We start from the raw sequence: 24,746 nt of genomic DNA, 5'->3' as shown, positions 1-24,746 counted from the left end.
GCCACTACGCAGCCCCGCAAGCAGACGCCATTGCATTCCGCCACCGCCGCGTTACCTCTCGGCGCCACGCGGAATTCGGTCCGGACGAGGCGCCGGCTCGTGACAACCGCGAGAAATACGGAGAAGGGTTCATGCTGCACGCCGAACTTCTGGAGCAGGCACGGGGCATTGGCGAGCGGATCGTCAGCCTGCGCCGTTCGATCCATCGCGAGCCCGAACTTGGCCTACATACCCCGAAAACGCGCGACAAGGTTCGCGCGGCGCTTGCGCATCTGCCGCTCGAATGGGCGGAAGGGCCTTCGACCACCGGATTGGTCGCCACCTTAATGGGCGGCGCGGGAGAGGGGCGTTGCGTGCTTCTTCGCGGGGACATGGATGCCCTGCCGATGATCGAGGAAACAGGCCTCGATTTCGCGTCCGAAATTCCCGGCGCCATGCACGCCTGCGGACACGATACGCACACCGCCATGCTGGCCGGCGCCGCCGAGCTTTTGTGCGCGCGTGCCGACAGGATCAGGGGCGAAGTGCGCTTCATGTTCCAGCCGGGCGAGGAAGGGCATCACGGCGCGCGCTTCATGCTGGATGACGGGCTGCTGGGCGGAAAGGATCGTCCGTTGCCCGATGCGGCGTTCGCGCTGCACATCATGCCCAACAGCCCGCACGGCCTTGTCGCGGGCCGCGCCGGCGCGCTGATGGCATCGGCGGACCAGTTCGAAATCACGATCAAGGGTGCCGGCGGCCATGCCTCGATGCCGCACGATGCGGCCGATCCGATCCCGGTGGCCTGTGAAATCGTGACGGCGATCCAGTCCATGGTTACGCGCAGGTTCAATGCCGCCGACGCGGTGGTGGTAACCGTCGCGAAAATCGATGCCGGAACCACGTTCAACGTGATTCCCGACAGCGCATTCCTGAAAGGCACGATACGCACGCTCTCCTCCGGGCATCGCGCCAAGGTGGCAGAACTGCTGACGCGTCTGGTGCAGGGCATTGCCGAAGCGCACGGCATGACCGCCGACATCGCGATTGAAGAAGGGTTTCCCGTCACCGTCTGCGATCCGCGCGCGGTCGACCTGGGCGAAGCCGTGGTGCGCGATCTTTCGGGGCCGGACGGTTTCATGCGTCTTGATGCGCCCGTCATGGGGGCAGAGGATTTCTCATACGTGCTGGAAAAGATGCCGGGTGCGATGTTCTTCCTGGGCGTGGCGCACGAAGGCGTTGACTGGCGATCGTGCTGTTCGATCCATTCCACCAGGATGGTGGTGGACGAAACCGTCCTGCCGCTGGGCACGGCGGTTCTGGCCGGATGTGCCGAACGCTTTCTGGAATCGGGGTTCGGCCAGGAAAAATGATGTTTTGCTAATATCACGGAAACCAAAGTTGTTGTCGTGCATTACAATATTCCGGTGCGACTGGAATCGACAGGGAATGACTGGGAAATTGCAGGTGTTCGGCAGGGCCAATTCATCCATTGCAGGTGAAGCGTTCGACGCGCGTGCGGGAAGGCGTGCCTGATGGGCCGTTCGCTGCGCATCCTCCTGCTCGACGATGAACCGTTGATCATGTTCGATCTGGAATGCGCGGTGTCCGAAGCGGGCTGCATGCCGCTGACCGCCTGCTGCATAGACGAAGCGATGGATATTCTGGTCAGCCAGATGATCGATGTCGCCATCCTCGACGTATCGCTGGGCAACGGGATCACCTGCGCGCCGGTGGCAAAGGAACTGGACAGCAAGGGCGTGCCCTACATCCTCTATACCGGCGACCCCCAGCCGCTTGGCCATGACCTTGGCGTTTTGCGGGGCGAGCTTGTGCTTAAGCCCACGCCGTCCGAAGCGGTGGTCGGCCGGGCCATGTCGTTCGCGGAACGGCCCGTGGGCTGAAACGTCTCGAATCCTTCGCAAGGCTGCGCTAGGCCGGTCGCGATGACAGAGATTGACACAATGGCAGACGCCGAACGCGTAATCCCGATGGAAGGGATTCACAATTTCCGGGACTATGGCGGCTATCGCGCCCGCAGCGGCATATTGCGGCGCGGAACCCTGTGGCGGTCCGGCCACCATTCGGAAGCCACGCCGGATGATCTGGAAAGGGTCCATACCCTTGATATCGCAACGGTTATCGACTTGCGCGGCGATAGCGAGCGGGCGCTGAACCCGTGCCTGCGTCACGAGGACTTTTCGGGCGACGTATTGTTTCATCCCGGTGAAACGGCGGGCAGCAGCGGGCAGGCCGCGCACGAGGAAGCCGCGCGCGAGGTGCAGACCGCGGCCGATGCCCATGCGGCGATGGTGCGGCTATACGAATCGATGCCTTGGCGCCCGGTGCTGGTGGGCACCTATCGCCTGATGTTCGATGCACTTGCCAATCGCGACGGGGCAAGCCTGCTCCATTGCCTGGCGGGCAAGGATCGCACCGGGCTGGGTGCGGCGCTGGTCCACAACCTGCTGGGGGTTCACCCGGACGACGCGATGGCGGATTACCTGCTGACCAACAGCGCGGGAAACATCGAGGCGCGGATCGGGGCCGGTGCCCGCCATGTCCGCGCGGGGTTCGGTCCGGAAATGGACGAGGACGCGATCCGCACGCTGATGTCCGTCCATCCCGAATACCTGGAAACCGCACTTGCCCGGATCCGGGAACGTCACGGCTCGGTCGAAGCCTATGCGGCGGAAGTGCTGGGTGTCGATCCCGCGCTTCTGGAACGCATCGAAGCGCGCTTGATCGCCTGAAAACGAAGCAATCGTGCCACGAAGCTGCGTAAAAGCGCACGTGCAGGCTGGTCAGGCGCGCGTGCAATTCCTATTTCGCGGGCCACGCAAGACCGGAGGCACCATGGCGACCACCCACAAGACCCGCATGCTTATTATCGGATCCGGCCCGGCAGGGCTGAGCGCCGCGATCTATGGCGCGCGCGCTGGAATGGAACCGATCGTGGTGCAGGGGCTTCAGCCCGGTGGCCAGCTTACGATCACGACGGATGTCGAAAACTATCCCGGTTTCCGCGACGTGATCCAGGGGCCGTGGCTGATGCAGGAAATGCAGGCCCAGGCCGAACACGTCGGCACGCGGATGATGTGGGATACGATTGTCGATATCGACCTGTCCGGCTCTCCGTTCCGCGCAACGGGCGATGGCGGCGACATTTACGAAGGCGATACGCTGGTGATCGCAACCGGCGCGCAGGCCAAGTGGCTGGGCGTTCCGGGCGAGCAGGAACTGGGCGGCAAGGGCGTTTCGGCCTGCGCCACGTGTGACGGGTTCTTCTATCGCGGCAAGAAGGTGGTGGTGATCGGCGGCGGTAATACGGCGGTCGAGGAAGCGCTATACCTCACCAACCACAGCCCGGACGTGACGCTGATCCATCGCCGCGACTCGCTGCGCGCCGAAAAAATCCTGCAAGACCGCCTTTTCGCGCACAAGGGCATCAAGGTGCTGTGGAACAAGACGGTCGATCGCTTCGTGGGCGATACGGGCGGTGCGGGGCTGACGGGGCTTGACCTGACGGACACCGAAACTGGCGAAACCTCTCATATCGAAACGGACGGCGCATTTGTCGCCATCGGCCATGCCCCGGCAACGGAGCTGTTCAGGGACAAGCTGCCGATGGATGCGGGCGGTTACCTGCTGGTAGAGCCGGGCACGCCGCGCACGTCCGTTCCGGGCATCTTCGCCTGCGGCGATGTGATGGATCACGTCTATCGCCAGGCGGTTACCGCCGCGGGCACGGGCTGTATGGCAGCGCTGGATGCGGAACGGTTCCTGGCCGCGCGCGATTTCGCGAATGCAAAGGACGTGGCGGAAGCCTGACGCGGCGAATTACCGCAAGGCGCGCAGCACACGGTCCAGCAGCCAGCTGCGCGCTTCGTCGTCCGAAAAGCTGTGCGATGCGGACTGGATTCGCTCAACGCGCGGATCGCGGGCCGGCCAGACCTCTTCGAACATCTGCGCGGTCCGGTCGTTGGCGGCGAGCAGGATCGAAACGGGGCCGGCAAATGCATCGGTGCCGGCTATCATGCGCCCGACCATCGGCGAGGCGACAGGCGCACCGGCCGCCGCGCCCTTCAACCCGCGCGCCAACTGGCCCATATCGACACGGCCCGTCAGCAGGCGCCAGATTTCGCGCGGATTGGCCAGCTTTCTGAGATAGCGGCTGCGAATGGCTGATGCGGGCATCGCGTCGGGTGCCTTTTCGCCGTCAATCGTCCACGGATTGGCCAGCACCAGGTCGTCGACTGGCAGGGACGGGCCGAACATCATCAGCGCCGTCGCCGCATCGCAACTGCCGAAGGCGACCACGCGTTCAAGCTGCGGCGCGGCCACGCGGAAGGCGGCAAGGGCGGCGCGTATATCGGGCTCGCTGCGGCGGAAATCGCCGTTCGTCCCTTCGCTGTCGCCCACGCCGCGCCGGTCGTATCGGAAAACGGGGAACCCGGCGGAGGCCACGCGGGCGGCCAGTTGCGCCTGCCCCGACCAGCTTCCGGACCGGATTTCGTTGCCACCGGAAACCATCAGCAGCCCGGTTGCAAGCGGCCCGGTGTCGAGCGTTCCGGCGAGAGTCGCGCCTTCGCACGAAAAGGTTGTGTGAAGCCGCGTCACGCCGCGATCTCCGCCGCGACGATGGCGGCAATGTCGCGCGATTGCGCGGGATTGTCTCCTGGTTCGCTGCGCAGCCACAAGCCTGCGCCTTCAAGCTCACCCTGGCTTATCTTACGCCGACCGCGTTCCTCCGGCACGGCGGCTTCCAGTCCGGCGACGAGCGCTGCACCGCAGCGATAGCCCGCAAGCTCTATGCCCGATTGCTTGCCCGTTTCCATAAGGCCGGTGGTATCTTCCTCTCGCCCGGCCTCGCGCGACGCGATCACGCGCGCGCGCAGCAACTGGCGCAGGATGGATGAACCCTTTGCCGGATCGTATTCGAAACCTGGCAGCGATTTTGGTGCCAGAAGCGCCCCGCCGCGCACCGCGAACAGGTGCGTTGCGCCAAATTCCTCGGCCGCCGCCCGCATTGCCGCGCGCCAGGTATCAAGACTCTGCGCGCTGAAATCCTGCAGGCTTTCATTGCATCCGGGCAGGTCTGGCAGGAAGCAATCGATTCCCGCCGCGTCGATCCGACGCATCGCTTCCACCAGCATCCGGCGGGTGCGGTTGGCTTCCTCGAAAAGCGCGGGGATAATCAGTAGCCGGTGCTTGCGCGTCCTGTCGAAGGCAAGGGCATATTCGGTGACCGGGCCCGCGGGTCCGGGGCAGGTCCACGCGGCAATCACGCGGCGCGCTTTGCCTCTGCGAATGTCAGCAGGTTGCCGTAGGTTTCCAGCATTTCGCCGTCGACTTCGTCATCTTCGATCATGATATCGAGCCGGTCCTCCATTTCGGTAAGGAGGCCGGCGACCGCCATCGAGTCTAGCTCGGGCAAGGCGCCGAACAGGCCGGTATCGTTGTCGAAGCCCTTTACCTGGTCTTCTGAAAGGCCAAGCACGTCGCGCAGGATTGCGCGCAGGACGGTATCGGTATCGTTGGCAAGACTGCTCACGCGGGGCGATTTCCTGTCGTTTCCACCAGTGCGGGGCGCCTTAACCGCGCGATTGAGACGAGACAAGAGGGTGCGAACGAAGCATCCGGCGCGCAAGGGCCTTGCCCAGCGACGGCCACTGGCGCGGCGCGGCAAGGCGATAGGCGTCGAGGCGCCAGCGCAGGCGCACGTCCTCCATCCAGTCGCGCTTGTAGGGATCATCGCCCGTTCCAAAGTCGATTTCCGCAACATTGTCCCGGTCAATAACGTGGCGAAACAGCGCGTGGCTCAACAGTGTGCCGGGGGAATGCTTCCTGAAAGCCTCGTCATGCGCCAGTTTGTGGATGAAGGCAGTCCCGCCTTCCACGGTCCACATTTGCGCGGCAACCGGCGTGCCGTCGATGCTGGCAAGGCCAAGGCGAAGGCGGCCTGCCGTTCCCTCTTCCCGGGCGAACTTGCGCAGGAACGCGGGGCTTCCTTCCTCCGGTTTCCACGACAGGCCGTAAATGCGCTCGTATGCGGCCCAGTCCGCCGGATCGAAGCGGGTTTCAACCTTCAGGTCGACAATCCCCGTCTTGCCCCTGCGGCGGACGGTTTCGCGAAGCCGTCCGGGCCGGGACGCCCAGTATTCGTCGAATGTGCGCCCGCCAATGTCCAGGAAATGGTTGCTGTCGCACGGTTCCAGTTGCGCGAACCATCCGGCATGGCCGAACGCGCTGGCAAGGGCGTTCGCATCGTCCTGCGGCAAGGGCGCCAGCGTTATGCGATCGGCCCGCGATGCAAGGTCGCGCGCGATTGCGGGCAGAAGCGAACGGTCGCCAAGCGGGCGCAGGAAGAAGCTGTACCAGTTCGCCAGGCCGGACAGTTGCCGCGCGCCGGTTTCCATCAGGGGAAGGGCGGCCCACCGCTCTCCGTCGCGGGCGATGGCGAGCAACGGGGGATGTGCGGCAAGGCATTCGCGCGAGAGAAGCGCGAACCACTCCAGCCGCTCAAACGGAGAGCTTCCGGTCGGGCAAAGGCCATTGCGGCGTTGCGCTTCATTAAGATCGGCGTGATAGACGATCCCGTTCAAACCCGTTTACCCCTTCGCTTCACCATTCGAGAGCCGCCTTGTCCGCCGACCCCGAACCGACAGTGCTTCCGCTTGATCACCTTGCCTTGCGCGGCGATCCCGATGCGGACGCATTGGTCCTGCGCGACAGGGTGTTAAGCTACAAGGAGTTAAACCGGCGTATAGGCGCGCTGGCGGCGTGGCTGTGCGCGCAAGTGCCCGATCCCGGCGCCCGGATCGCGACCTGGCTGCCCAAGACGGAGATCGCCTGCCTGATGCCGCTGGCCGCCGTGCGGGCGGGACTGGTCCACGTGCCGGTAAATCCCTTGCTGAAACGCGCGCAAGTCGCGCATATCATTGGTGATTGCGGCGCGGCGATGCTGGTTTCCAACAAGGCACGGCTTGCAACGCTTGAAGCGGGGGACGCCGCACAGGCAATCGTTGTGGAGGAAGGCGAGGCGCGCAATGCCGTCGACGCGGCAACCGAAATCCTGCCACCTTCGGGTGAGACCGCCGACCGGCTTGCCGCGATCCTTTATACCAGCGGTTCCACCGGGCGGCCCAAGGGCGTGATGCTCAGCAACGCGAACCTGTGGCTGGGCGCGGCAAGCGTCGCGGGCTATCTGGGTGTGGGGCCGCATGACAGGACGCTGGCGGTGCTGCCTTTCGCTTTCGACTACGGGCAGAACCAGCTTCTTTCGACGTGGTATGCGGGCGGCGCGGTCGTCCCGCTCGATTACCTGATGCCGCGTGACGTGGTGAAGGCGGTGGCGAAACACGCGATCACAACGCTGGCCGCCGTTCCGCCGCTTTGGGTGCAACTGGTCGAGCAGGACTGGCCGCAGGACGCCGCCGGGTCGTTGCGGCGGCTGACGAACAGCGGGGGGGCGCTGACGCCGGATCTGGTCCGCGCACTGCGCACGTTGTTTCCGGCGGCGGATCTTTATCCGATGTACGGCCTGACAGAGGCGTTCCGGTCAACCTATCTCGATCCCTCGCTGGTCGACACGCATCCCACGTCCATCGGCAAGGCCATACCCTTTGCGGAAATCATGGTGGTTGCGGACAGCGGGAAAGAGGCCGCGCCGGGTGAGGAGGGGGAACTTGTCCATGCCGGCCCACTGGTCGCGCAGGGATACTGGCAGGATGCAGAGCGGACCGCCGAACGGTTCAGGCCCGCGCCCCCCTGGTCGCGCCATGGCGGTCTGGCCGTGTGGTCGGGCGACAGGGTTCGCCGCGATGGCGACGGCCTGCTTTATTTCGTGGGCCGGCGTGACGCGATGATCAAGACATCGGGCAACCGCGTCAGCCCGCAGGAGGTGGAGGATGCCGCCGTCGCGACCGGATTGGTTGCAGAAGCCGTGGCAATCGGCGTTGCCGATCCGGCGCTGGGGCAGGCGATCCACCTTGTGGCGCGGGCATCGGGCGATCCCGCGAAAGCCGAAGCCGGGCTGGTTCCCGCGCTTACCAGGATGCTCCCCAACTTCATGGTGCCCCGGATGGTCCATTGGCGGCAGGCGATGCCGATCGGCCCCAATGGCAAGATCGATCGCGTGGCGCTTGCCGCGCAACTGCGCGAACAGGTGAACGCATGAAGCCGATTGGCCCCATTCCCGCAGGGTACGCCGCGCTTGACGGCGAATTGGCAATCGGCGGCAAGAAAGCATCCGAACTGGTTGAAATAGCGGGGCGAACGCCGCTGTTCATCTATTCGCGCAACCTGCTTACGCACCGCATCGCACAGCTTCGCGCCGCCATGCCCGAACGGCTTGCCCTGCATTATGCGGTAAAGGCGAACCCGTTCGGGCCGGTGCTGGAACACCTTGCGCCGCTTGTCGACGGCTTTGATATCGCATCGGGCGGAGAACTGGAGATGGCGGGCGCGGCGGGTATCGATCCGCGGCGTATCAGCTTTGCCGGGCCGGGAAAGCGCGACGCGGAACTTGAGGCCGCGATTTCGCGCGGGGTTACGCTGAACCTTGAATCCGAAGGAGAGGCGGCGCGCGCGCTGGCGATTGGTGAGCGTCTGGGTATCGCGCCGCGCCTTGCGATCAGGGTTAACCCCTCGTTCGATCTGAAGGGATCGGGCATGAAGATGGGCGGCGGGGCCAAGCCGTTCGGCATCGATGCGGAACGCGTGCCGGCGCTCGCCCGCGATATCATCGCATCCGGCGCCGAATGGCGGGGGTTCCATATATTCGCGGGAAGCCAGGCGCTTTCGGCCGAAGCGATCATCGATACGCAGGCCCAGACGCTGACGCTTGCCGCAGACCTTGCCGTGGCGAGCGGCGCCCCTCTGCCGCATTGCAACCTGGGTGGCGGATTCGGCATCCCGTATTTCCCCGGCGACGAGCCACTGGATATCGCGGCGGTCGGTGATGCGCTTTCAAGAAAGCTGGCCGATCTTCCTGAAATATTGCGGGAAACGCAATTCTGCATAGAGCTGGGCCGCTATATCGCCGGAGAGGCGGGCGTCTATCTTTGCCGCATCGTGGACCGCAAGGTGAGCCACGGCGAAACCTATCTCGTCACCGATGGCGGATTGCATCACCAGCTTGCCGCCAGCGGCAATTTCGGCACCGTCGTGCGCCGCAATTATCCGGTCGCCATCGCCACGCGCTTCGATGCGCCGGTAGAGGAAGAGGCCAATGTCGTTGGGTGCCTTTGCACCCCGCTTGACCGGCTGGCCGACAAGGCCGGTTTCCCGCGTGCCGAGGTGGGAGATCTGGTGGCGGTGTTCTGCGCCGGGGCCTATGGCGCCAGCGCCAGTCCGGCCATGTTCCTTGGCCAAGGGCCTGCAGCTGAAATCCTTGTCTGATTAATACCTTGCGCGCGCGCCGTCCCGATGCGGGACAAGCGCGCAAACGGCCTTGTTGCGCAATCGGTTGCGCAACAAGGCTAACGGTATCTTCACCCTTTTTCGCGATAGCCGGGCCCAATGGTGGTGTCCCGCATTTCCGGCCGGCCGGCGGAGGGGCGCCAACGCGACAAAGGACGTAAAATGGCGATGAACGCGCGATTCCCGAAACTGCTTGCCGGAACGGCCACGTTGAGCCTTGCACTTTCGGGATGTGCCGGGATGGGGTCGGCCCCGGAATTGCCTCCGGCTTCCTTCGTTTCGATGCAGGAACAGCCGGGCGAGGAATACAGGATCGGCCCGCTTGACGAGTTGACGATCTTCGTGTGGCGCAACCCCGAACTGGGCGCGAAGGTGCAGGTCCGGCCCGACGGGCGGATCACCACGCCGCTGATCACGGACATGCCCGCCGTGGGCAAGACGCCGTCCATGCTGGCCGAAGACATCAAGCTTCAGCTTTCGCAGTATATCGAACAGCCGATCGTTTCCGTCATTGTCGACAAGTTCGCGGGCACGTTCAGCCAGCAGGTTCGCATCGTTGGCGCGACGGAAAAGCCCGCGTCGATCCCCTACCGCGCCAACATGACGCTGCTCGACGCGATGATCGCGGTGGGCGGGCTGTCGGAATACGCGGCGGGCAACAAGGCGCGGCTGATCCGCTTCGACAAGACGACCGGAAAACAGAAGGAATACAACGTCCGCATCTCGGACCTGCTGCGCAAGGGCGACAGCAAGGCGAACGTGCTGCTTCAGCCGGGCGACGTGATCATCATCCCCGAAAGCATGTTCTGATCGGGCCGGCGCAGGGACGATACGACCGATGAACGGCATCTATGAGGAAGTGCGCATCGCGCTGCACGGGATCTGGCAACGACGCTGGCTTGCGCTGGCGATTGCCTGGATCGTCTGCCTGCTGGGCTGGGCGGCAGTGGCGCTGGTTCCCAACAGCTATGAATCGAAAGCGCGCATCTTCGTCCAGATCGACAACGTGCTGGCGGACCAGATCGGCATTTCGCAAGGGGACCGCCGCCGCGATATCGATCGTGTGCGCCAGACGCTGACGAGTTCGGTCAACCTTGAAAAGGTGATCCGGGGCACGCGCCTTGGCGATACGATCACCAATGACAAGCAGATGGAATCCGCGGTCCAGGGCCTGGCCAAGCAGATCAAGGTGGTCAGCCAGCAGGACAACCTGTTCGAAATCACCGCGACCGCCGGATACGGCCAGTTCGGCGATGTGCAGAACGCAAAGCTGGCGCAGGACATCGTCCAGAAGATGATCGACATCTTCCGCGAGGAGAACCTGTCGGGCGGGCGCGGCGAGATGAACAGCACGCTTTCGTTCATGGACCAGCAGCTGGCGGACCGTCAGAAAGACCTGGAGGCGGCCGAACAGAAGCGCGAAGCCTTTGAAGCCAAGAATTCGGACCTTCTTCCCGGCACCGGCAGCCTTTCGGCCCGGCTCGAAACCTCGCGGTCGCAGCTTACCGAAGTGGAAGCGAACCTTGTCGCGGCGCAAAGCGCGCTCGCCTCGATCAACGGGCAGATCGCCGGAACACCGCAAACCATCGTAACGCCGGGCGCGCAGGGCGGCCCTGCCGGGGCGCTGGCGCAGGCCCAGTCGCAACTTCTTGCCGACAAGGCGCGCGGTCTGACGGACGATCACCCCGATGTCGTCGCGCTCAAGGCCCAGATCGGAAGCCTGAAGAAGCAGGTCGCCGCGGAAGGCAACCGGACCTACGGCACGCCGAACCCGGCCTATACCTCGCTGCAATCGATCAAGGCGGACCGCGAAGCCAGCGTGGCGGCGCTTTCGGCGCGCAAGCAGACGCTCCAGCAGGACATCGCGTCGATGGAAGCCAAGCAATATTCCGAACCCGCCGTTGCGGCAGAGGCCGCGCGCATCAACCGCGACTATTCGGTTCTGAAAGACCAGTACGACAAGCTGCTTCGCGACCGGGAAGCGTTGCGCTTGCGCGGGCAGGTGGAGAACGAGCGCGATGCGGTGAAGTTCGACGTGATCGATCCGCCCACCACCCCGCGCACGCCTGTTGCGCCGGACCGCCCGCTTCTGCTGGCTCTGGTGCTGGTGATCGGCCTTGGCGCGGGCGGCGGCGCGGCCTTTGCCCTGGGGCAGGCGCGGTCGACCTTCGCGACCACCGGGCAGCTTGAGCGCGCGACGGGGTTGCAGGTGCTCGGCCAGGTTTCGGAATCGCTGACCCGCGCGGCGCGCGCGCAGCGGGTGAAGCACCTCAAGTGGTTTGCCGGGGGCACCGCGGGGCTGGCGGGCGTTTTCGTCCTGCTGCTCGCGCTTGAATTCATGAAACGCGGCATGGTTGCGTGAGGGGGCGAGGCGAATGACCGAACACTCCAGAATCCCGCTGCCCGGCGAACGCGCTTCCCTGATCGAACGCGCATCGAAAGGGATAGACCTTTCGGCGATCCAGCGCCCGCACCTGCCGCCCGAATTGCAGCGCCGCGCGCCCGCAAGCCCGGCACCTGCCGAACCGGCGCAACCTGCACCGACGCAAGCGCAAGTCGGGGACGTGCCGACCGTCCCGGCAGACGTGACCGCCGCCGACGAAAAAACGTTCGATCCGCCCTTGCGGCCGTTTTCCGGCCCCTACCACCCGGTCGACCGGCTGCACTTGCGCGAACAATGCCTGATAGAGCCCGAAGGCCAGGTAACGGGCGTGCTGGAAGAGTTCCGCATCGTGAAGCGCCAACTGCTTCTGGCGGCGGCGGAATCGCGCGCCGGGATCGGCCCGGACCGCGGCGAACGCATCCTTGTCTGCTCCGCCCATGCGGGAGAGGGCAAGACGTTCTGTTCGGTAAACCTCGCCCTCTCGATGGCGGCGGAAAAGGACACGCAAGTCCTGCTGGTGGATGCCGATTTCGCCAAGCCATCGGTTCTGTCCACGCTGGGCCTGCCCGGCGGTCCGGGCTTCATGGATGCGCTGGCCGATCCCTGCATCGCGGTAGAGGATTGCATACTGGGCACCGATATTCCGGGCCTCTGGGTTCTGCCCGCAGGCAATTCGACCGGTTCGGACACGGAATTCCTTGCGTCCTCGCGCACAGAAATCGTGCTCGACCGGTTAAGCGCGCAGGCGCCCAACCGCATCATGATCTTCGATTCGCCGCCCGCGCTGGCCGCGTCCCCCGCGTCGGAACTTGCCATGCACGTGGGCCAGGCGGTGATGGTGGTGCGGGCCGACCGCACCGGAGAGGCCGCGCTGCGCGATGCGCTCGGCATCCTGTCGGGCTGCGAGGACATCAAGCTTCTTCTCAATTGCACCAAGTTCTCGCCCACCGGGCGGCGCTTCGGTTCGTATTACGGATACAAGGAATGAGGACCATCGCATCTCTGGCGCGCCACGCGGTGCTGGCCGGGGCCGCGCTTGCCGTCCTGGCGCCGCTTTCGGCTTTTGCGCAGCAACTTGAATACGACCTTGGCGGCGGAGCCTCTTCTTCTGCCGGGGCGGAGCGCACGGCGCGCGAGGCGGGGCACGGTGGGGCCATCGGCGCATCGGGCGCGCGGACCACGGTCACGCCCTATCTTGAGGTGACGCAGAACCTTACCACCGACCTGAAGCATGGCGGTGACGTTCTGACCTACACGAGTGTTGCGGCGGGGGCCGATGCGTCGATTTCCGGCCGCAACACCGAAGGCGCGGTTTCGGTGCGCTATGAACGCCGGTTTGGCGAAAGCGGCAACCTGGCCGACAGCGATACCGTATCGGGCCTTGCCCGCGTCCGGCACGATGTGGTCCCGCGCACGCTCTCGATCGAGGCGGGCGGCATGGCCGCGCGCACGCGGGTTGAGGCGTCGGGTGCGGGCACGCTGAACCCTGTCGCGGTGAATGACGCGGTAAGTCAGGTGTGGTCGGCCTATGCCGGGCCATCGCTGACGACGCACGCCGGAGACGTGGCGATCAACGGATCGTACATGGCGGGCTATACCAAGGTCGGCTCTCCCCACGTGCAGGTCGCCCAAGGGCAGGCGCCGGTCGACATCTTCGACCACTCGGTTACGCAGAGCGCGCAGCTCTCCGCTGGCGTCCGGCCGGGCACGGTGCTTCCGGTGGGACTGACGGGTACCGCCGGATATAATCGCGAGGATATCTCGAACCTCGACCAAAGGGTTACGGATTTCCACGCGCGCGCCGACATGACCGTTCCGCTTACCTACGATTTCGCCGTCGTTGCGGGGATCGGTTACGAAGACGTGCAGGTATCGTCCCGCGATGCGGTGCGCGATGCGAACGGCAATCCTGTGATCGGGGCGGACGGGCGCTATGTTACCGATGGGTCCGCGCCCCGTGTGATCGCCTATGACACCAGCGGCCTGATCTGGGATGCGGGCGTGGTCTGGCGGCCAAGCCGCCGCACGGCGCTGCAGGCCTATGTCGGCCGCCGTTATGGCACGACCACCTATTGGGGCAGCCTCAGCTATATTCCCGACAGCCGCAGTTCGCTGAACGTGGCGGTATATGACGGGATTTCGGGCTTCGGCGGCCAGGTTGGCAACGCCATTCGCGCCCTGCCGACCGACTTCGAGGTTTCGCGCGATCCGTTCAACGGGAATATCGACGGCTGCGCCATCGGTTCCACCGGCGGTTCCTGCGTGAACGGTGCGCTTTCGTCTCTTGCGGGATCGGTATTCCGCGCGCGCGGCGTCAGCGCGACCTATGGCCACCGTGTCGGCCGGATGCGCGTGGGCATCGGCGTGGGCTACAATCACCGCAAATACATTGCCGCGCCGGGCACCGTACTGGCGGTAGCGAACGGCACCGTGGACGAAAGCTGGTATGTCAACGCGGGGCTGAGCGGGCCGATCGACCGCGTATCGAGCTTTTCGACCTCGCTTTATGCGAACTGGTTCAAAAGCGGGCAATCCTCGCTGGGCGACGCGACCGTTGTCGGCGCCAACGCATCCTATTTCCGCAACCTGACCGACAGGCTCATCGCGACAGCGGCGGTGGGCGTGGACGGCGTGGACCGCAGGGTTGTGCAGGACGAGCTCTATGGTTCGGCCCTGCTTGGCCTGCGGTACAACTTCTAGGCCTGGAGCGCATTCGATGTACGACGACTTCTATGGCTTTTCAGGACGCCCGTTCCAGCTGACGCCGGACCCGGAGTTCTATTTCGAAAGCAACACGCACAGGAAGGCCTTGTCCTACCTGGGATATGGCCTTGCGCAGGGCGAGGGCTTCATCGTCATCACCGGCGAGGTCGGCGCGGGCAAGTCCACGCTCGCCGCGCACCTGATGGCAACGGTGGACCGGCAGCGGCTGACCATCGCCCGGATCGTGACGAGCGCGCTGGACGGCGAAGAACTGATCCACGTTGCCGCCCATGCCTTCGGGCTTGACGTTGCCGGGCATGACAAGGCGGCGGCGCTGGCGACAATCGAAGCCTTCCTGCAGGAAGAAGCGCGTGCCGGGCGGCGCTGCCTGCTGGTTGTGGACGAAGCGCAGAACCTTTCGTTCGGTGCGCTGGAAGAGCTGCGGATGCTTTCGAACTTCCAGCTTGGCGCGCATCCGCTGCTGCAATTGCTCTTGCTGGGCCAGCCCGAATTTCGCGAGCACCTGCGCACCAGTCCCGACCTTGAGCAGTTGCGCCAGCGCGTGATCGCGAACCATCACCTTACCGGCATGGATGCGGCCGAGGTGGGCGCCTATGTGGAGCACCGCCTGCGCTGTGTGGGCTGGGACGGGGAGCGGCCTTCGTTCGACCGGGCGCTGTTCGATGACCTGTCCGACGCCAGCGCCGGAATTCCACGCCGGATCAACCAGATCGTGAACCGTCTTCTGCTGATGGGCGAGATTGAGAACAGCGCGCACCTTGACCGTGAAATGCTGGCGGCCGTCCTAGCGGACATGTCGGCCGATGCGCCGACGGCGCCTGAAGAACCGGAGGCGGCGCGGGTCCTGGCCGAAATGGATGTCGCGGATGGCGCACCGGTGCAAACGGTCGAAGCCGGCCGCGCCGCGATCGAGGAGGCACTTGCCAGCCGGGACGAGCAGATCAGCGAGTTGCAGCAGGCGGTGATCGAGCTTGCCGAGATGAAGGGCACGGCCAACGCGGCGGACCGCCCGGACGACGACGAGATCCTGGAAGCCCTGGGCGAGGCCGCCCGGCGCATCGCCTCTCTCGAAGCGCGGGTGGATGAACAGGAGCAGATGCTGCGCCACACGCTGACGATGCTGATCGAATGGTTCGAGGGTGAAGACCCGCAGCGGGCCGCAGCCTGACAGCGGCAAGGGAGCGCGCGATGAAGGCCGATCGGGCCACGGAACATCGGGCCACGGAACCGGGGCCGCCTGTCAATGGACTGCCCGTGAACGGTCTGTCCGTCGATGTTGAGGACTGGTTCCAGGTCGGCGCGTTCGAAAAAGTGATCGAGCGTGGCGACTGGGACGGGCTGGTCCCCCGCGTGGAAGCCAATTGTTCCGCCATTCTGGAAATGTTCGCCAATGCAGGCGTGAAGGGCACGTTCTTCACGCTGGGCTGGGTTGCGAAACGCCACCCTGCGATGATGCGGGCGATTGCCGATGCCGGCCATGAAATCGCCAGCCACGGTTGGGACCATGCGCGCGTCTTCACGCTGGACCCGCAACGCTTCGCGCGCGACATTTCGGAAACGCGCAAGGTGCTGGAAGACATTACCGGCCAGAAGGTATGCGGTTATCGCGCGCCCAGCTTTTCCATCGATGCGCGCACGCCGTGGGCGCATGAAGTGCTGGCCGAACAGGGTTACGTCTATTCCTCGTCCGTCGCGCCTATCGTGCACGATCACTATGGCTGGCGCGAGGCACCGCGGTTCGCGTTCCGTCCGGTTGCCGGGTCCGACCTGATCGAGATTCCCGTGACGACCGCCGAACTGGCTGGGCGGCGCATTGCGGCGGGCGGTGGCGGTTTCTTCCGCGTGTTGCCCTATGGCGTGTCGCGCTGGGCGATCCGGCAGGTGAACGCTCGGGACGGCCGCCCGGCGGTGTTCTATTTCCACCCGTGGGAGATCGATCCGGGCCAGCCGCGCGTCGCAAACGCGCCGCTGCGTTCGCGGCTGCGGCATTACACCAACCTTGACCGGATGCAGGCCAAGCTTTCGCAACTGATCGGCGATTTCCGCTGGGGCCGGATGGACGAGGTTGCCGCCAGCCAGGCGGGCATGGCGTCATGAATGCGCCGTTTTCACCATCGCGCGGCACCGTGCGCATCGCGGACCCCGGCGACCGGGCGGCCATTTCGGCATTCGTTGCCCGGCACCCCGACGCCACCGCGTTCCACCGACCCGAGTGGCTGGACGCGGTGGAACGCGCCTGCGGCCATCGCACGCACTGGTTGATCGCGGAACGCGGCGGGACGATCTGTGCGCTCCTTCCGCTCAGCGAAGTGCATTCCGCGCTGTTCGGCCGCGCGCTGGTTTCCACCGGGTTTGGGGTGGGCGGCGGACTGCTGGAAGACCATGCGGGCGAAGGGGAAGGGTTGCTGCGCGCGGCAGAGGAACTCGCCATGCGTCACCAGTGCCCATCGGTCGAACTGCGTGGCGGGCGTCTGCCGCAAGCGCGTGGCTGGCACCACAAGCTGGACAGCCACGCGGGATTCGTCGCGCCGCTTGCCGAAGACGACGAGGCGCAATTGACGGCGATCCCGCGCAAGCAACGCGCCGAAGTGCGCAAAGGGCTGTCGCGCGAAATGCAAGTGCAGACCGGACGGTCCGCTGCCGATCGCGCCATGCATTTTGCCGTCTATGCCGAAAGCGTGCGCAACCTTGGCACGCCGGTATTCCCGCGCAAGCTGTTCGATACGGTGATGGACGGTTTCGGCGAGGACGCCGATATCCTGACCGTTGTGCACGAAGGCGTGCCGGTTGCCAGCGTGTTGAGCCTGTATCATCGCGGCGCTGTGATGCCCTATTGGGGCGGCGGCGTTCACGCGGCCCGCGCGCTTCGGGCCAATGACGTTATGTATTACGCGCTGATGTGCCACGCGCGGAAGCGCGGGTGCGATCGGTTCGATTTCGGGCGCTCGAAGGTCGAAACCGGGGCATACAGGTTCAAGCGCAACTGGGGCTTTACGCCCGAACCGCTGGGCTATTCCCAATGGACGGCATCGGGGCAGCAACCGCGCGATGTCAATCCGCTCAGCCCCAGATACCGCGCGCGGATCGCGGCGTGGCAAAGGCTGCCGCTGGGCATCGCGAACCGGCTTGGCCCCTTGATCGCGGGCGGCCTTGCATGAGCGAGATCCTGTTCCTTGCGCACCGCATCCCGTTCCCGCCCGATCGCGGGGACAAGATCCGTTCGCACAATATCCTGAAGCGCCTTGCTGCGCTTGCGCCGGTCCACGTGGCGACGTTTGTCGAATCCGAAGACGACGCCGCGCATGAAGGCGATCTTGCGCGCCTGTCCGCCAGCCACTGCATCGTTTCACGCACCAGGCCGGTGCCGCTGGCAACGATAGAGGCCGTGGCGACGGGCATTCCTGTCAGCCTTGCCGCCTTCGCCTCGCGGCGGATTCGGGACTTTGTGGCGCATGTCCTGGCGTCGCGTCCGGTCTCCGTCATCGTCGTGTTCAGCGGCCAGATGGCGCAATACCTGCCCGACCGCTTTGACGGGCGCATTGTGATGGACCTGGTTGACGTGGATTCGGCAAAGTTTGAGGATTACGCAAAACGCGCCCATGCGCCGGTCGCCACGCTTTACCGGCGCGAGGCACGGCTGCTTTCCCGGTTCGAGGACCGGGTTGCCGCGCGCGCAGATCGAACCATTCTTTCGACGCATGAGGAAGCCGCCCTGTTCCGGTCGCGCCTGACAACGGCGGACGGAAACAGGGTGTCTGCCATGTCGAATGGAATAGATACGCGGTTCTTCGATCCGGCGACGGTTCGCGCTGTGCCGGACGCGCTGGGTGGCGGGGCGAACATCGTCTTCACCGGCCAGATGGACTATCCGCCCAACATAGAGGCGGTGACCATGTTTGCGCGCGATGCGATGCCGCTGGTCCGTCAGCGGATCGGCAATGCGCGGTTCCATATAGTTGGCCGGGCGCCCACGGCAAAAGTCCGCGCGCTTGAAGGCTGCAACGGAACACGTGTGCATGGCGGCGTGCCAGACATGCGGCCCTGGCTGGCCGGCGCGGACCTTGTCGTTGCGCCGCTGCTGATCGCGCGCGGGGTTCAGAACAAGGTGCTGGAAGCGATGGCCATGGCGCGCCCCGTTCTCGCGACACCCGAAGCGGCGCTGGGCATCGGGGCGAAGGAAGGCGACCAGATCGCGATAGCCGATGGCGTGGAGGGGCTTGCCCGGCGCACCGTCGAAATGCTGGAAAACCCCGACGCGGCGTCGCGCATGGGCCGGGCCGGGCGTGCATTCGTGGAAGCCGAAAAGGCGTGGGACGCCGTGCTGGCGCCGCTTGCCGCGTGGTGCGGCCTCGATCAGCCGGACCATCGCCATGCAGCTTGACCTGGCGCGCGCCGCGCCCGCGCCGATCAGAAAGTTCATGGACGGGCTTTCCCCGTCCTGGCGCGTTGCGATGACCAGCCTCTGCGCGGTGTGGCTTGCGCTCATTGTCTTGTTCATCGGCGATTGGGCGGCGATGGGCCGCCAATGGTGGGACAGTTCAACCTATAACCACATCCTGCTGATACCGGCGATCCTTGGCTGGCTTGTCACGGTTCGCTGGCCGCAATTGAAGCGCCTTCAGCCGCAGGCGTGGTGGCCGGGGCTGTTGTGGTTCGCGGGCGGTGCCTTTGTCTGGGTGCTGGGCGGCTTTGCCGGCTTCAGCCTGCTGTCGCAGGCGGGCGTGGTCATCATGTTCCAGGGCAGCGCCATTGCGCTGCTCGGCCCGCAGGTAAGCGCCGGTCTGGCCTTTCCGCTGTTCTACATGGTCTTCCTCGTCCCCTTCGGCGACGAGTTCATTCCCGCATTGCAGCTGGCGACAGCAAGGATCACGATGGCCTTGCTGCACGGATCGGGCGTTCCGGCGTCGATCCAGGGCGTGTTCATCACAACGCCGCGCGGCTATTTCGAAGTGGCCGAGGCATGCTCAGGCGTGAAGTTCCTGATCGCCATGGTGGCCTATGGCACGCTTGTGGCCAATGTCTGCTTCCGCAGCTGGCCGCGCAGGGCGGCGCTGCTCGCAGCCTGCTTTGTGGTGCCGATCCTTGCCAACGGTGTTCGCGCATGGGGCACGATATTTATCGCCCAGTATCGCGGGGTGGAGTTCGCCGCGGGCTTCGATCACATCTTCTATGGCTGGGTCTTCTTCGCGATCGTCATGGGCCTTGTCATGGCGATGAGCTGGCCTTTTTTCGACCGGCCGATGGACGATCCGATCGTCGATGCACCGGCAGTCGAAGAAAACCTGCTGCTTCGCCGCCTTTCGTCCGCGACCGCGCCTTTGACGGCGGTGCTGGCCGCCCTTGGTGCGATTGTTCTGGCTGTCTCTCTATGGGCATTTGCGGCGGACCGTATGTCGGCCACCATCGCCGCGCAGATACACCTTCCCGATGTGCCCGGATGGCACCGCGTGGATTATGCGCCCGCCCACACTTGGCAGCCGGTTCACCAGGGTGCGGACCATCGCCTGCTTGGCCGGTACGTGGACGGTGCCGGTCACGTCGTGGATGTTTCCTACGCACTCTATTCGCGGCAGGGGGACGGCGCGGAAGCCGGGGGCTTCGGGCAGGGTGCGGTGCCTTTGGGGAGCGACTGGGCCTGGGCCTCTCCGGCGCCGGGGCCGGACGGCGGCCTTGGTGAACGGATACAGGCGCCGGACGGGACGGAGCGGATCGCCGTTACCTGGTATCGGACCGATGGCATGACCACCGGCAGCAATCTGCGGCTCAAGCTGGCGAACATCCGCGACCGGCTGTTGGTCCGGGCGACACCGACCGCGACGCTGATCGTGTCGAGCGAACAGGCGGACGGCGGCAACGCGGAAAGCGCGATTACCGCCTTCTTGGCTTCCATAGGCGCGCCCGGTCCGTGGATGGACCGCATCGGCGCTGTGGAGTAGGCCGCGCGGATGTGCGGAATTTCCGGTATTTTCCATACGCAGGGGCTGAAGCCTGTCGATCCGGCGCGGATCGAAAGGATGTGCGATGCCATTGTCCATCGCGGCCCGGACGGGCACGGCATCTGGACCGCGCCGGGCATAGGGCTGGGGTTTCGAAGGCTCGCCATAATTGACCTTGCCGGATCGCCGCAGCCCATGGCCTCTGCAAACGGGCGCGCGATGCTCGTCTTCAACGGCGAGATTTACAATTTCCGCGAATTGCGGGCCGAACTTGCTGCACAAGGCGCGCATTTCCACACCGATGGCGATGGCGAAGTAATCCTGGCCGCGTGGCAGCGTTGGGGCGTCGATTGCCTGCCGCGCCTGCAAGGCATGTTCGCCTTCGCGCTCTACGATCTTGACCGCAGAACGCTGCTGCTCGCGCGGGATCGCCTGGGCGTGAAGCCATTGCACATGGCGCACCTTGCTGACGGCAGCGTGATCTTCGGATCGGAACTGAAGCAGCTGCTTGCCCATCCGTCCTTGCGGCGAGAGATCGACCCGCTCGCGGTCGAGGACTACCTGACCTGGGGCTTCGTTCCCGAACACGCATCGATCCTGAAAGGCGTCGAAAAGCTGGCGGCGGGGCATTATCGCCTGCTGCGCCACGACGCGCCGCCTCCGCCGCCGGTCCAATGGTGGGACGTTTCCTTTACGGAGCGTGAGCCGGGCAAGGCAGCGGACCTCGAAGCACAAATGCTGCACCACTTGCGACAGGCTGTCTCGTCACGGATGCTGGCGGACGTGCCGCTGGGCGCGTTCCTTTCCGGCGGTGTGGACAGCTCTTCGGTGGTGGCGCTTATGTCGGAAGCGAGCAGCCATCCGGTAAAGACCTGCTCGATCGGGTTCGACGTGCCCGACTTCGACGAGACGGCCCATGCGGACCTTGTGGCGCGCAAGTTTGCAACATCCCATCGTTCGCGCGTCGTTTCGGCCGACGATTTCGCGCTTGCAGGCAGGCTTGCGGAAATCTTCGACGAACCCTTCGCCGATGCCAGCGCGCTGCCCACCTTGCGGGTGTGCGAGCTTGCCCGCGAACACGTGACCGTCGCGCTGTCGGGCGATGGCGCGGATGAGGCCTTCGCCGGGTATCGGCGGCAAGTGTTCCATCATCGTGAGGAGCAGGTTCGCGGCCTTTTGCCGGGATCGTTTCGCGAACCCGTTTTTGGCGGGTTGGGGCGCCTGTACCCCAAGGCGGACTGGGCACCCCGGCCGTTTCGCGCCAGGGCCACGTTGTTGAGCCTCGCCCGCAACGGAGAAGAAGGTTATGCGCAGGCCGTTTCGGTAACGACGCCCGAACAACGCGCCGCGCTCTATACGCCCGATTTCGAACGCCTGCGCGGAAGCTACCGGGGGGAGGCGCCATTCGTCGACCTGATGCGCAAGGCGCCCGCGCGAAGCGGCCTCGACCGCGCGCAGTATGCAGACCTCAAATTCCATATGCCCGGCGATATCCTGACCAAGGTCGACCGGACGAGTATGGCCGTGAGCCTTGAAGCGCGCGAGCCGCTGCTCGACCATCGCCTGGTGGAATTCGGCGCACGCCTTCCCGAAGCGATGCGTGTGCACCGCGCCACGGGCAAATGGCTGATGAAAAAGACCATGCGCCGCTATTTGCCCGACGAGATCCTGTTCCGGCAGAAAATGGGCTTTGTGACGCCGATTGCCGCGTGGCTGCGCGGCCCGCTTGCCGCCGATGCAGCCGCCATCGGCACTTCGGGGCCGCTCGCGGCAACAGGATGGTTCGACCGCAAGCGGATCGGCGCGCTGGCCGCTGCCCATGCTTCGGGGCGTAGCGATAACAGTCGCGTGCTTTGGCAATTGCTGATGCTGGACAAGGCGCTGGGGCGACTTGGTTGACATCCGGTAACCATCTTAGGACGTTCTTCACCATTGCGGACTAAACCACTCTTGGTTTGATGGTCCGTGACGGTTGATGCGAACGTTTCTGAAAACACCTTTGGCGATTGCCGTGCTGATCGGGCTGCTGTGCGGCCTGTTCGCTGTCGCCGAACCGTTGAACCACGCTTATTGGAACGTCAGGTTCAAGGTGGGAGAGGTCCGGGCGCCTGATTCCATCATTGTTCTTTCGATCGCTCAGGATACGGCCAACAAGAACAATCCTACCTGGTCAACAAGGCAACAGGCGCATCTCCTAGAACTTCTCCGTCGGCAAATGCCGCACAAGGTGTATTTCGACAGCAAAGTGGATAGTGGCGCGGATCCAGCTGCAGATTCATCGCTGGCCGAGGTTGTGAAGAGCTTTGGCGGTGATTTGGCTTTCGTCGTTCGTGGTGCAAAAAATGGCAATTTCACCGCACAAAACTTTGAGTTTCCGCCCGATTCGATCGTCGGCCATGCCCCAATTGTCGTTTCGGATTGGCACACCAATTTTCTCGATTTCGCGCTTGATACGCCGTACACGGTCGACATTGGGGACCGTTCTTATCCAACCCTAGCATCTAGTGTTTCCGGCGTTCGATCGGGCCTTCAACGCTTCTATGCCTTCGATCCGTCAATGGCACCTGAATCGGTGCGCACGATTACAGCGAAACAGTTTATTCAAGGTGACTTTGAGCCCGGCCTTCTGACCGGCCGAACAGTTATTGTGAGCTCCGAAGATCACAGCAGTGAACTTGGCTACTTCGGGCACGGGAGAGTTGCGCCAGTTGTCGTGGATATTTCAGGAGCGCAGGAACTCAAGAAACCGATTCCGTACGTTCTTGGATGGATTCCGCTATTTCTTCTATCTTCTGTTATCATTTTCTTTGCCAGCAGAGCGAGTCGGCGATTGGTGCGTAGGGGGCTATACGTGTTGGCGCTCGCAGCAGTATTGCTTTTGCCGATCGTCCTGCAATTTGCAGGGATTGTTTCCGCCCCCGAAGTCGCACTCGTTACGATCATTGTGTATGGCGTGGGCCGCCTCTGGCAAAAGTGGCGCAAACGGGTCCAGCATACCAGCAGGTCTGGCTTGCCCAATATGCTGGCGTTAACTGAACGAAGCCTGCCGACCGGTCACGATGTCGTGGTGGGCGTTATCGCGCGCTATGACGAGTTTCTGGCCACACTGCCTTCTTCGCTCCACGGTGAGTGCGCCCAGCAGATTGCCCGTCGGCTTTCCATTGGTTCCGGCTGTTCTGAAATCTATCATGGTGAAGGCGGCCATTTCGCGTGGCTCGACGAGGCGCGGCCGCTTGAAACCCAGCTCAATCACCTGGAGGGGTTGCGCGCGCTCTTTTCCGCGCCGCTCCAGATCGGCGAGCACACGTTCGATACCAATATCCACTTCGGGCTTGACCGGAACGAAGGTCTGGATGCGCTCGCGCGGCTGAATAGTGCGCTTGCCAGTGCCAGCGAGGCGCTGAAAAACGGCAGGACGGCTGAATATTTCGAAGCCGCGCGGCTTGCCGAAGCGCCGTGGGAACTCTCGCTTCACGCACGTATAGACGAGGGGCTGCGCAACGGCGACATCTGGCTCGCTTACCAACCGCAGTGGGACTATCGCGAAAACCGCATCGCTGGCGCAGAGGCGCTGATCCGCTGGAACCACCCGACGCGCGGCCCGATCCAGCCCGACGCCTTCATCCTCCAGGCGGAGCGGGCCGGGCGCATCGACACGCTCACCTATTGGGTTCTGGAGCAGGCCATTACGTCGGCGGAAACGATGAACTCGTTCGGCGAGCGTTTCCAGATGAGCATCAACCTCTCGGCGCAGATGGTCGACAAGCCGTCGCTGGTCAGCAGCATTTCGGAGATCGTCCGCCGCCGCGGTATCGATTGCCGGTTGCTGACGATTGAAGTGACGGAGACGTCCAGCGTTCACAATCGTCCGGCGGCCCGCCACAACCTGGGCCAGCTACGGTCGATGGGTTTCAGGCTTTCGATCGATGACTTCGGCACGGGTGAAGCGAGCCTTTCCTATCTGGCCGAATTGCCGAGCGACGAACTGAAGCTCGATCGTCGGTTCGTGGCGGCCATCACGAGCAGCGATCGCAACCGCAAAATCGTTTCCAGCACCATCGGGCTTGCGCATTCATTGGGGCAGGTCGTGGTTGCCGAAGGCATAGAGGATATCGCCACGTTCAACCTGCTGCGCGAACTGAATTGCGACCAGGGGCAAGGCTATTTCATCGGACGCCCGCAACCCTTCGCGCAATTGCGCGATCACTATGCGGGAATGGTGCGGCGCGACGGTTCCACCGAATCCGAAACGTTTAGAGATTGTTAACCATCATTCTCAATGCTATAGAAATGTCTCCAAC

At 64.3% G+C, this 24,746-nt stretch carries 21 protein-coding genes; 17 read left to right on the top strand and 4 right to left on the bottom strand.

Annotation, left to right across the window (positions count from 1 at the left end):
- The first annotated feature begins 131 nt into the window (after positions 1–131).
- The 4 genes from RXV95_RS10000 (at position 132) to trxB (ending at position 3,810) form a co-directional block, all read left to right on the top strand.
- Positions 132–1,352: a M20 family metallopeptidase gene (locus RXV95_RS10000; RefSeq protein WP_338465903.1), complete on the top strand. Its 1,221-nt coding sequence runs from the start codon at positions 132–134 to the stop codon at positions 1,350–1,352.
- Positions 1,353–1,514: 162 nt separating this feature from the next.
- A complete protein-coding gene (locus tag RXV95_RS09995; protein ID WP_338465902.1) occupies positions 1,515–1,883 on the top strand; it encodes a response regulator in 369 nt (122 codons plus the stop codon).
- Positions 1,884–1,943: 60 nt separating this feature from the next.
- A complete protein-coding gene (locus RXV95_RS09990; RefSeq protein WP_338465901.1) occupies positions 1,944–2,732 on the top strand; it encodes a tyrosine-protein phosphatase in 789 nt (262 codons plus the stop codon).
- 103 nt (positions 2,733–2,835) lie between these two features.
- Positions 2,836–3,810 carry a thioredoxin-disulfide reductase gene (gene trxB, locus RXV95_RS09985; protein WP_338465900.1) on the top strand — a complete coding sequence of 325 codons (975 nt, stop codon included), beginning with the start codon at positions 2,836–2,838 and terminating at the stop codon, positions 3,808–3,810.
- Between the two features lie 9 nt (positions 3,811–3,819).
- On the opposite strand, the gene RXV95_RS09980 is transcribed toward trxB, so the two are convergent.
- Genes RXV95_RS09980 through RXV95_RS09965 form a run of 4 tightly spaced genes read right to left on the bottom strand, consistent with a single transcriptional unit; the run spans position 3,820 to position 6,584 of the window.
- Complete coding sequence (locus RXV95_RS09980) at positions 3,820–4,599, bottom strand: hydrolase 1, exosortase A system-associated (protein ID WP_338465899.1); 780 nt, start codon at positions 4,597–4,599, stop codon at positions 3,820–3,822.
- A complete protein-coding gene (locus RXV95_RS09975; protein WP_338465898.1) occupies positions 4,596–5,267 on the bottom strand; it encodes a hypothetical protein in 672 nt (223 codons plus the stop codon). The genes RXV95_RS09980 and RXV95_RS09975 overlap by 4 nt, the downstream gene beginning before the upstream one ends.
- The gene (locus RXV95_RS09970) at positions 5,264–5,533 is read right to left on the bottom strand and encodes an acyl carrier protein (protein WP_338465897.1); all 270 of its coding nucleotides are present in this window, start codon (positions 5,531–5,533) and stop codon (positions 5,264–5,266) included. Before RXV95_RS09970 ends, RXV95_RS09975 begins: the two co-directional genes overlap by 4 nt.
- A gap of 40 nt (positions 5,534–5,573) precedes the next feature.
- Positions 5,574–6,584, bottom strand: coding sequence for a GNAT family N-acetyltransferase (locus RXV95_RS09965; RefSeq protein WP_338465896.1), 1,011 nt, complete (start codon positions 6,582–6,584; stop codon positions 5,574–5,576).
- 38 nt (positions 6,585–6,622) lie between these two features.
- On the opposite strand from RXV95_RS09965, the gene RXV95_RS09960 reads away from it, so the two are divergent.
- From RXV95_RS09960 to RXV95_RS09900, 13 genes are all read left to right on the top strand, one after another.
- Positions 6,623–8,158 (top strand): acyl-CoA ligase (AMP-forming), exosortase A system-associated, encoded by a 1,536-nt coding sequence (locus tag RXV95_RS09960; RefSeq protein WP_338465895.1) that lies wholly within the window; start codon positions 6,623–6,625, stop codon positions 8,156–8,158.
- Positions 8,155–9,381: a pyridoxal-dependent decarboxylase, exosortase A system-associated gene (locus tag RXV95_RS09955; RefSeq protein ID WP_338465894.1), complete on the top strand. Its 1,227-nt coding sequence runs from the start codon at positions 8,155–8,157 to the stop codon at positions 9,379–9,381. Before RXV95_RS09960 ends, RXV95_RS09955 begins: the two co-directional genes overlap by 4 nt.
- A gap of 189 nt (positions 9,382–9,570) precedes the next feature.
- Positions 9,571–10,212, top strand: coding sequence for an XrtA/PEP-CTERM system exopolysaccharide export protein (locus tag RXV95_RS09950; protein WP_338468547.1), 642 nt, complete (start codon positions 9,571–9,573; stop codon positions 10,210–10,212).
- 28 nt (positions 10,213–10,240) lie between these two features.
- Positions 10,241–11,764: an XrtA system polysaccharide chain length determinant gene (locus tag RXV95_RS09945; protein WP_338465893.1), complete on the top strand. Its 1,524-nt coding sequence runs from the start codon at positions 10,241–10,243 to the stop codon at positions 11,762–11,764.
- A 13-nt stretch (positions 11,765–11,777) separates the two neighbouring features.
- Positions 11,778–12,773: an AAA family ATPase gene (locus RXV95_RS09940; protein ID WP_338465892.1), complete on the top strand. Its 996-nt coding sequence runs from the start codon at positions 11,778–11,780 to the stop codon at positions 12,771–12,773.
- Positions 12,770–14,485, top strand: a complete 1,716-nt coding sequence (locus tag RXV95_RS09935; RefSeq protein ID WP_338465891.1) for a preprotein translocase subunit YajC — start codon at positions 12,770–12,772, stop codon at positions 14,483–14,485. Before RXV95_RS09940 ends, RXV95_RS09935 begins: the two co-directional genes overlap by 4 nt.
- A gap of 16 nt (positions 14,486–14,501) precedes the next feature.
- Positions 14,502–15,677 carry an XrtA/PEP-CTERM system-associated ATPase gene (locus RXV95_RS09930; protein ID WP_338465890.1) on the top strand — a complete coding sequence of 392 codons (1,176 nt, stop codon included), beginning with the start codon at positions 14,502–14,504 and terminating at the stop codon, positions 15,675–15,677.
- Positions 15,678–15,757: 80 nt separating this feature from the next.
- Positions 15,758–16,606: an XrtA system polysaccharide deacetylase gene (locus tag RXV95_RS09925; protein WP_338468546.1), complete on the top strand. Its 849-nt coding sequence runs from the start codon at positions 15,758–15,760 to the stop codon at positions 16,604–16,606.
- Positions 16,603–17,667, top strand: a complete 1,065-nt coding sequence (locus tag RXV95_RS09920; RefSeq protein ID WP_338465889.1) for a FemAB family XrtA/PEP-CTERM system-associated protein — start codon at positions 16,603–16,605, stop codon at positions 17,665–17,667. The genes RXV95_RS09925 and RXV95_RS09920 overlap by 4 nt, the downstream gene beginning before the upstream one ends.
- Positions 17,664–18,890, top strand: coding sequence for a TIGR03087 family PEP-CTERM/XrtA system glycosyltransferase (locus tag RXV95_RS09915; RefSeq protein WP_338465888.1), 1,227 nt, complete (start codon positions 17,664–17,666; stop codon positions 18,888–18,890). Before RXV95_RS09920 ends, RXV95_RS09915 begins: the two co-directional genes overlap by 4 nt.
- Positions 18,880–20,445 (top strand): exosortase A, encoded by a 1,566-nt coding sequence (xrtA, locus tag RXV95_RS09910; RefSeq protein ID WP_338465887.1) that lies wholly within the window; start codon positions 18,880–18,882, stop codon positions 20,443–20,445. Before RXV95_RS09915 ends, xrtA begins: the two co-directional genes overlap by 11 nt.
- A gap of 9 nt (positions 20,446–20,454) precedes the next feature.
- Positions 20,455–22,344 (top strand): XrtA/PEP-CTERM system amidotransferase, encoded by a 1,890-nt coding sequence (locus RXV95_RS09905; RefSeq protein ID WP_338465886.1) that lies wholly within the window; start codon positions 20,455–20,457, stop codon positions 22,342–22,344.
- Between the two features lie 100 nt (positions 22,345–22,444).
- Positions 22,445–24,712: an EAL domain-containing protein gene (locus RXV95_RS09900; RefSeq protein WP_338465885.1), complete on the top strand. Its 2,268-nt coding sequence runs from the start codon at positions 22,445–22,447 to the stop codon at positions 24,710–24,712.
- Positions 24,713–24,746 lie beyond the last annotated feature (34 nt).

The organism is Novosphingobium sp. ZN18A2, assembly GCF_036784765.1.
GTDB lineage: Bacteria > Pseudomonadota > Alphaproteobacteria > Sphingomonadales > Sphingomonadaceae > Novosphingobium.
Note: the sequence above shows the minus strand (reverse complement) of the source record. Positions and strands in the feature narration are given on the sequence as shown.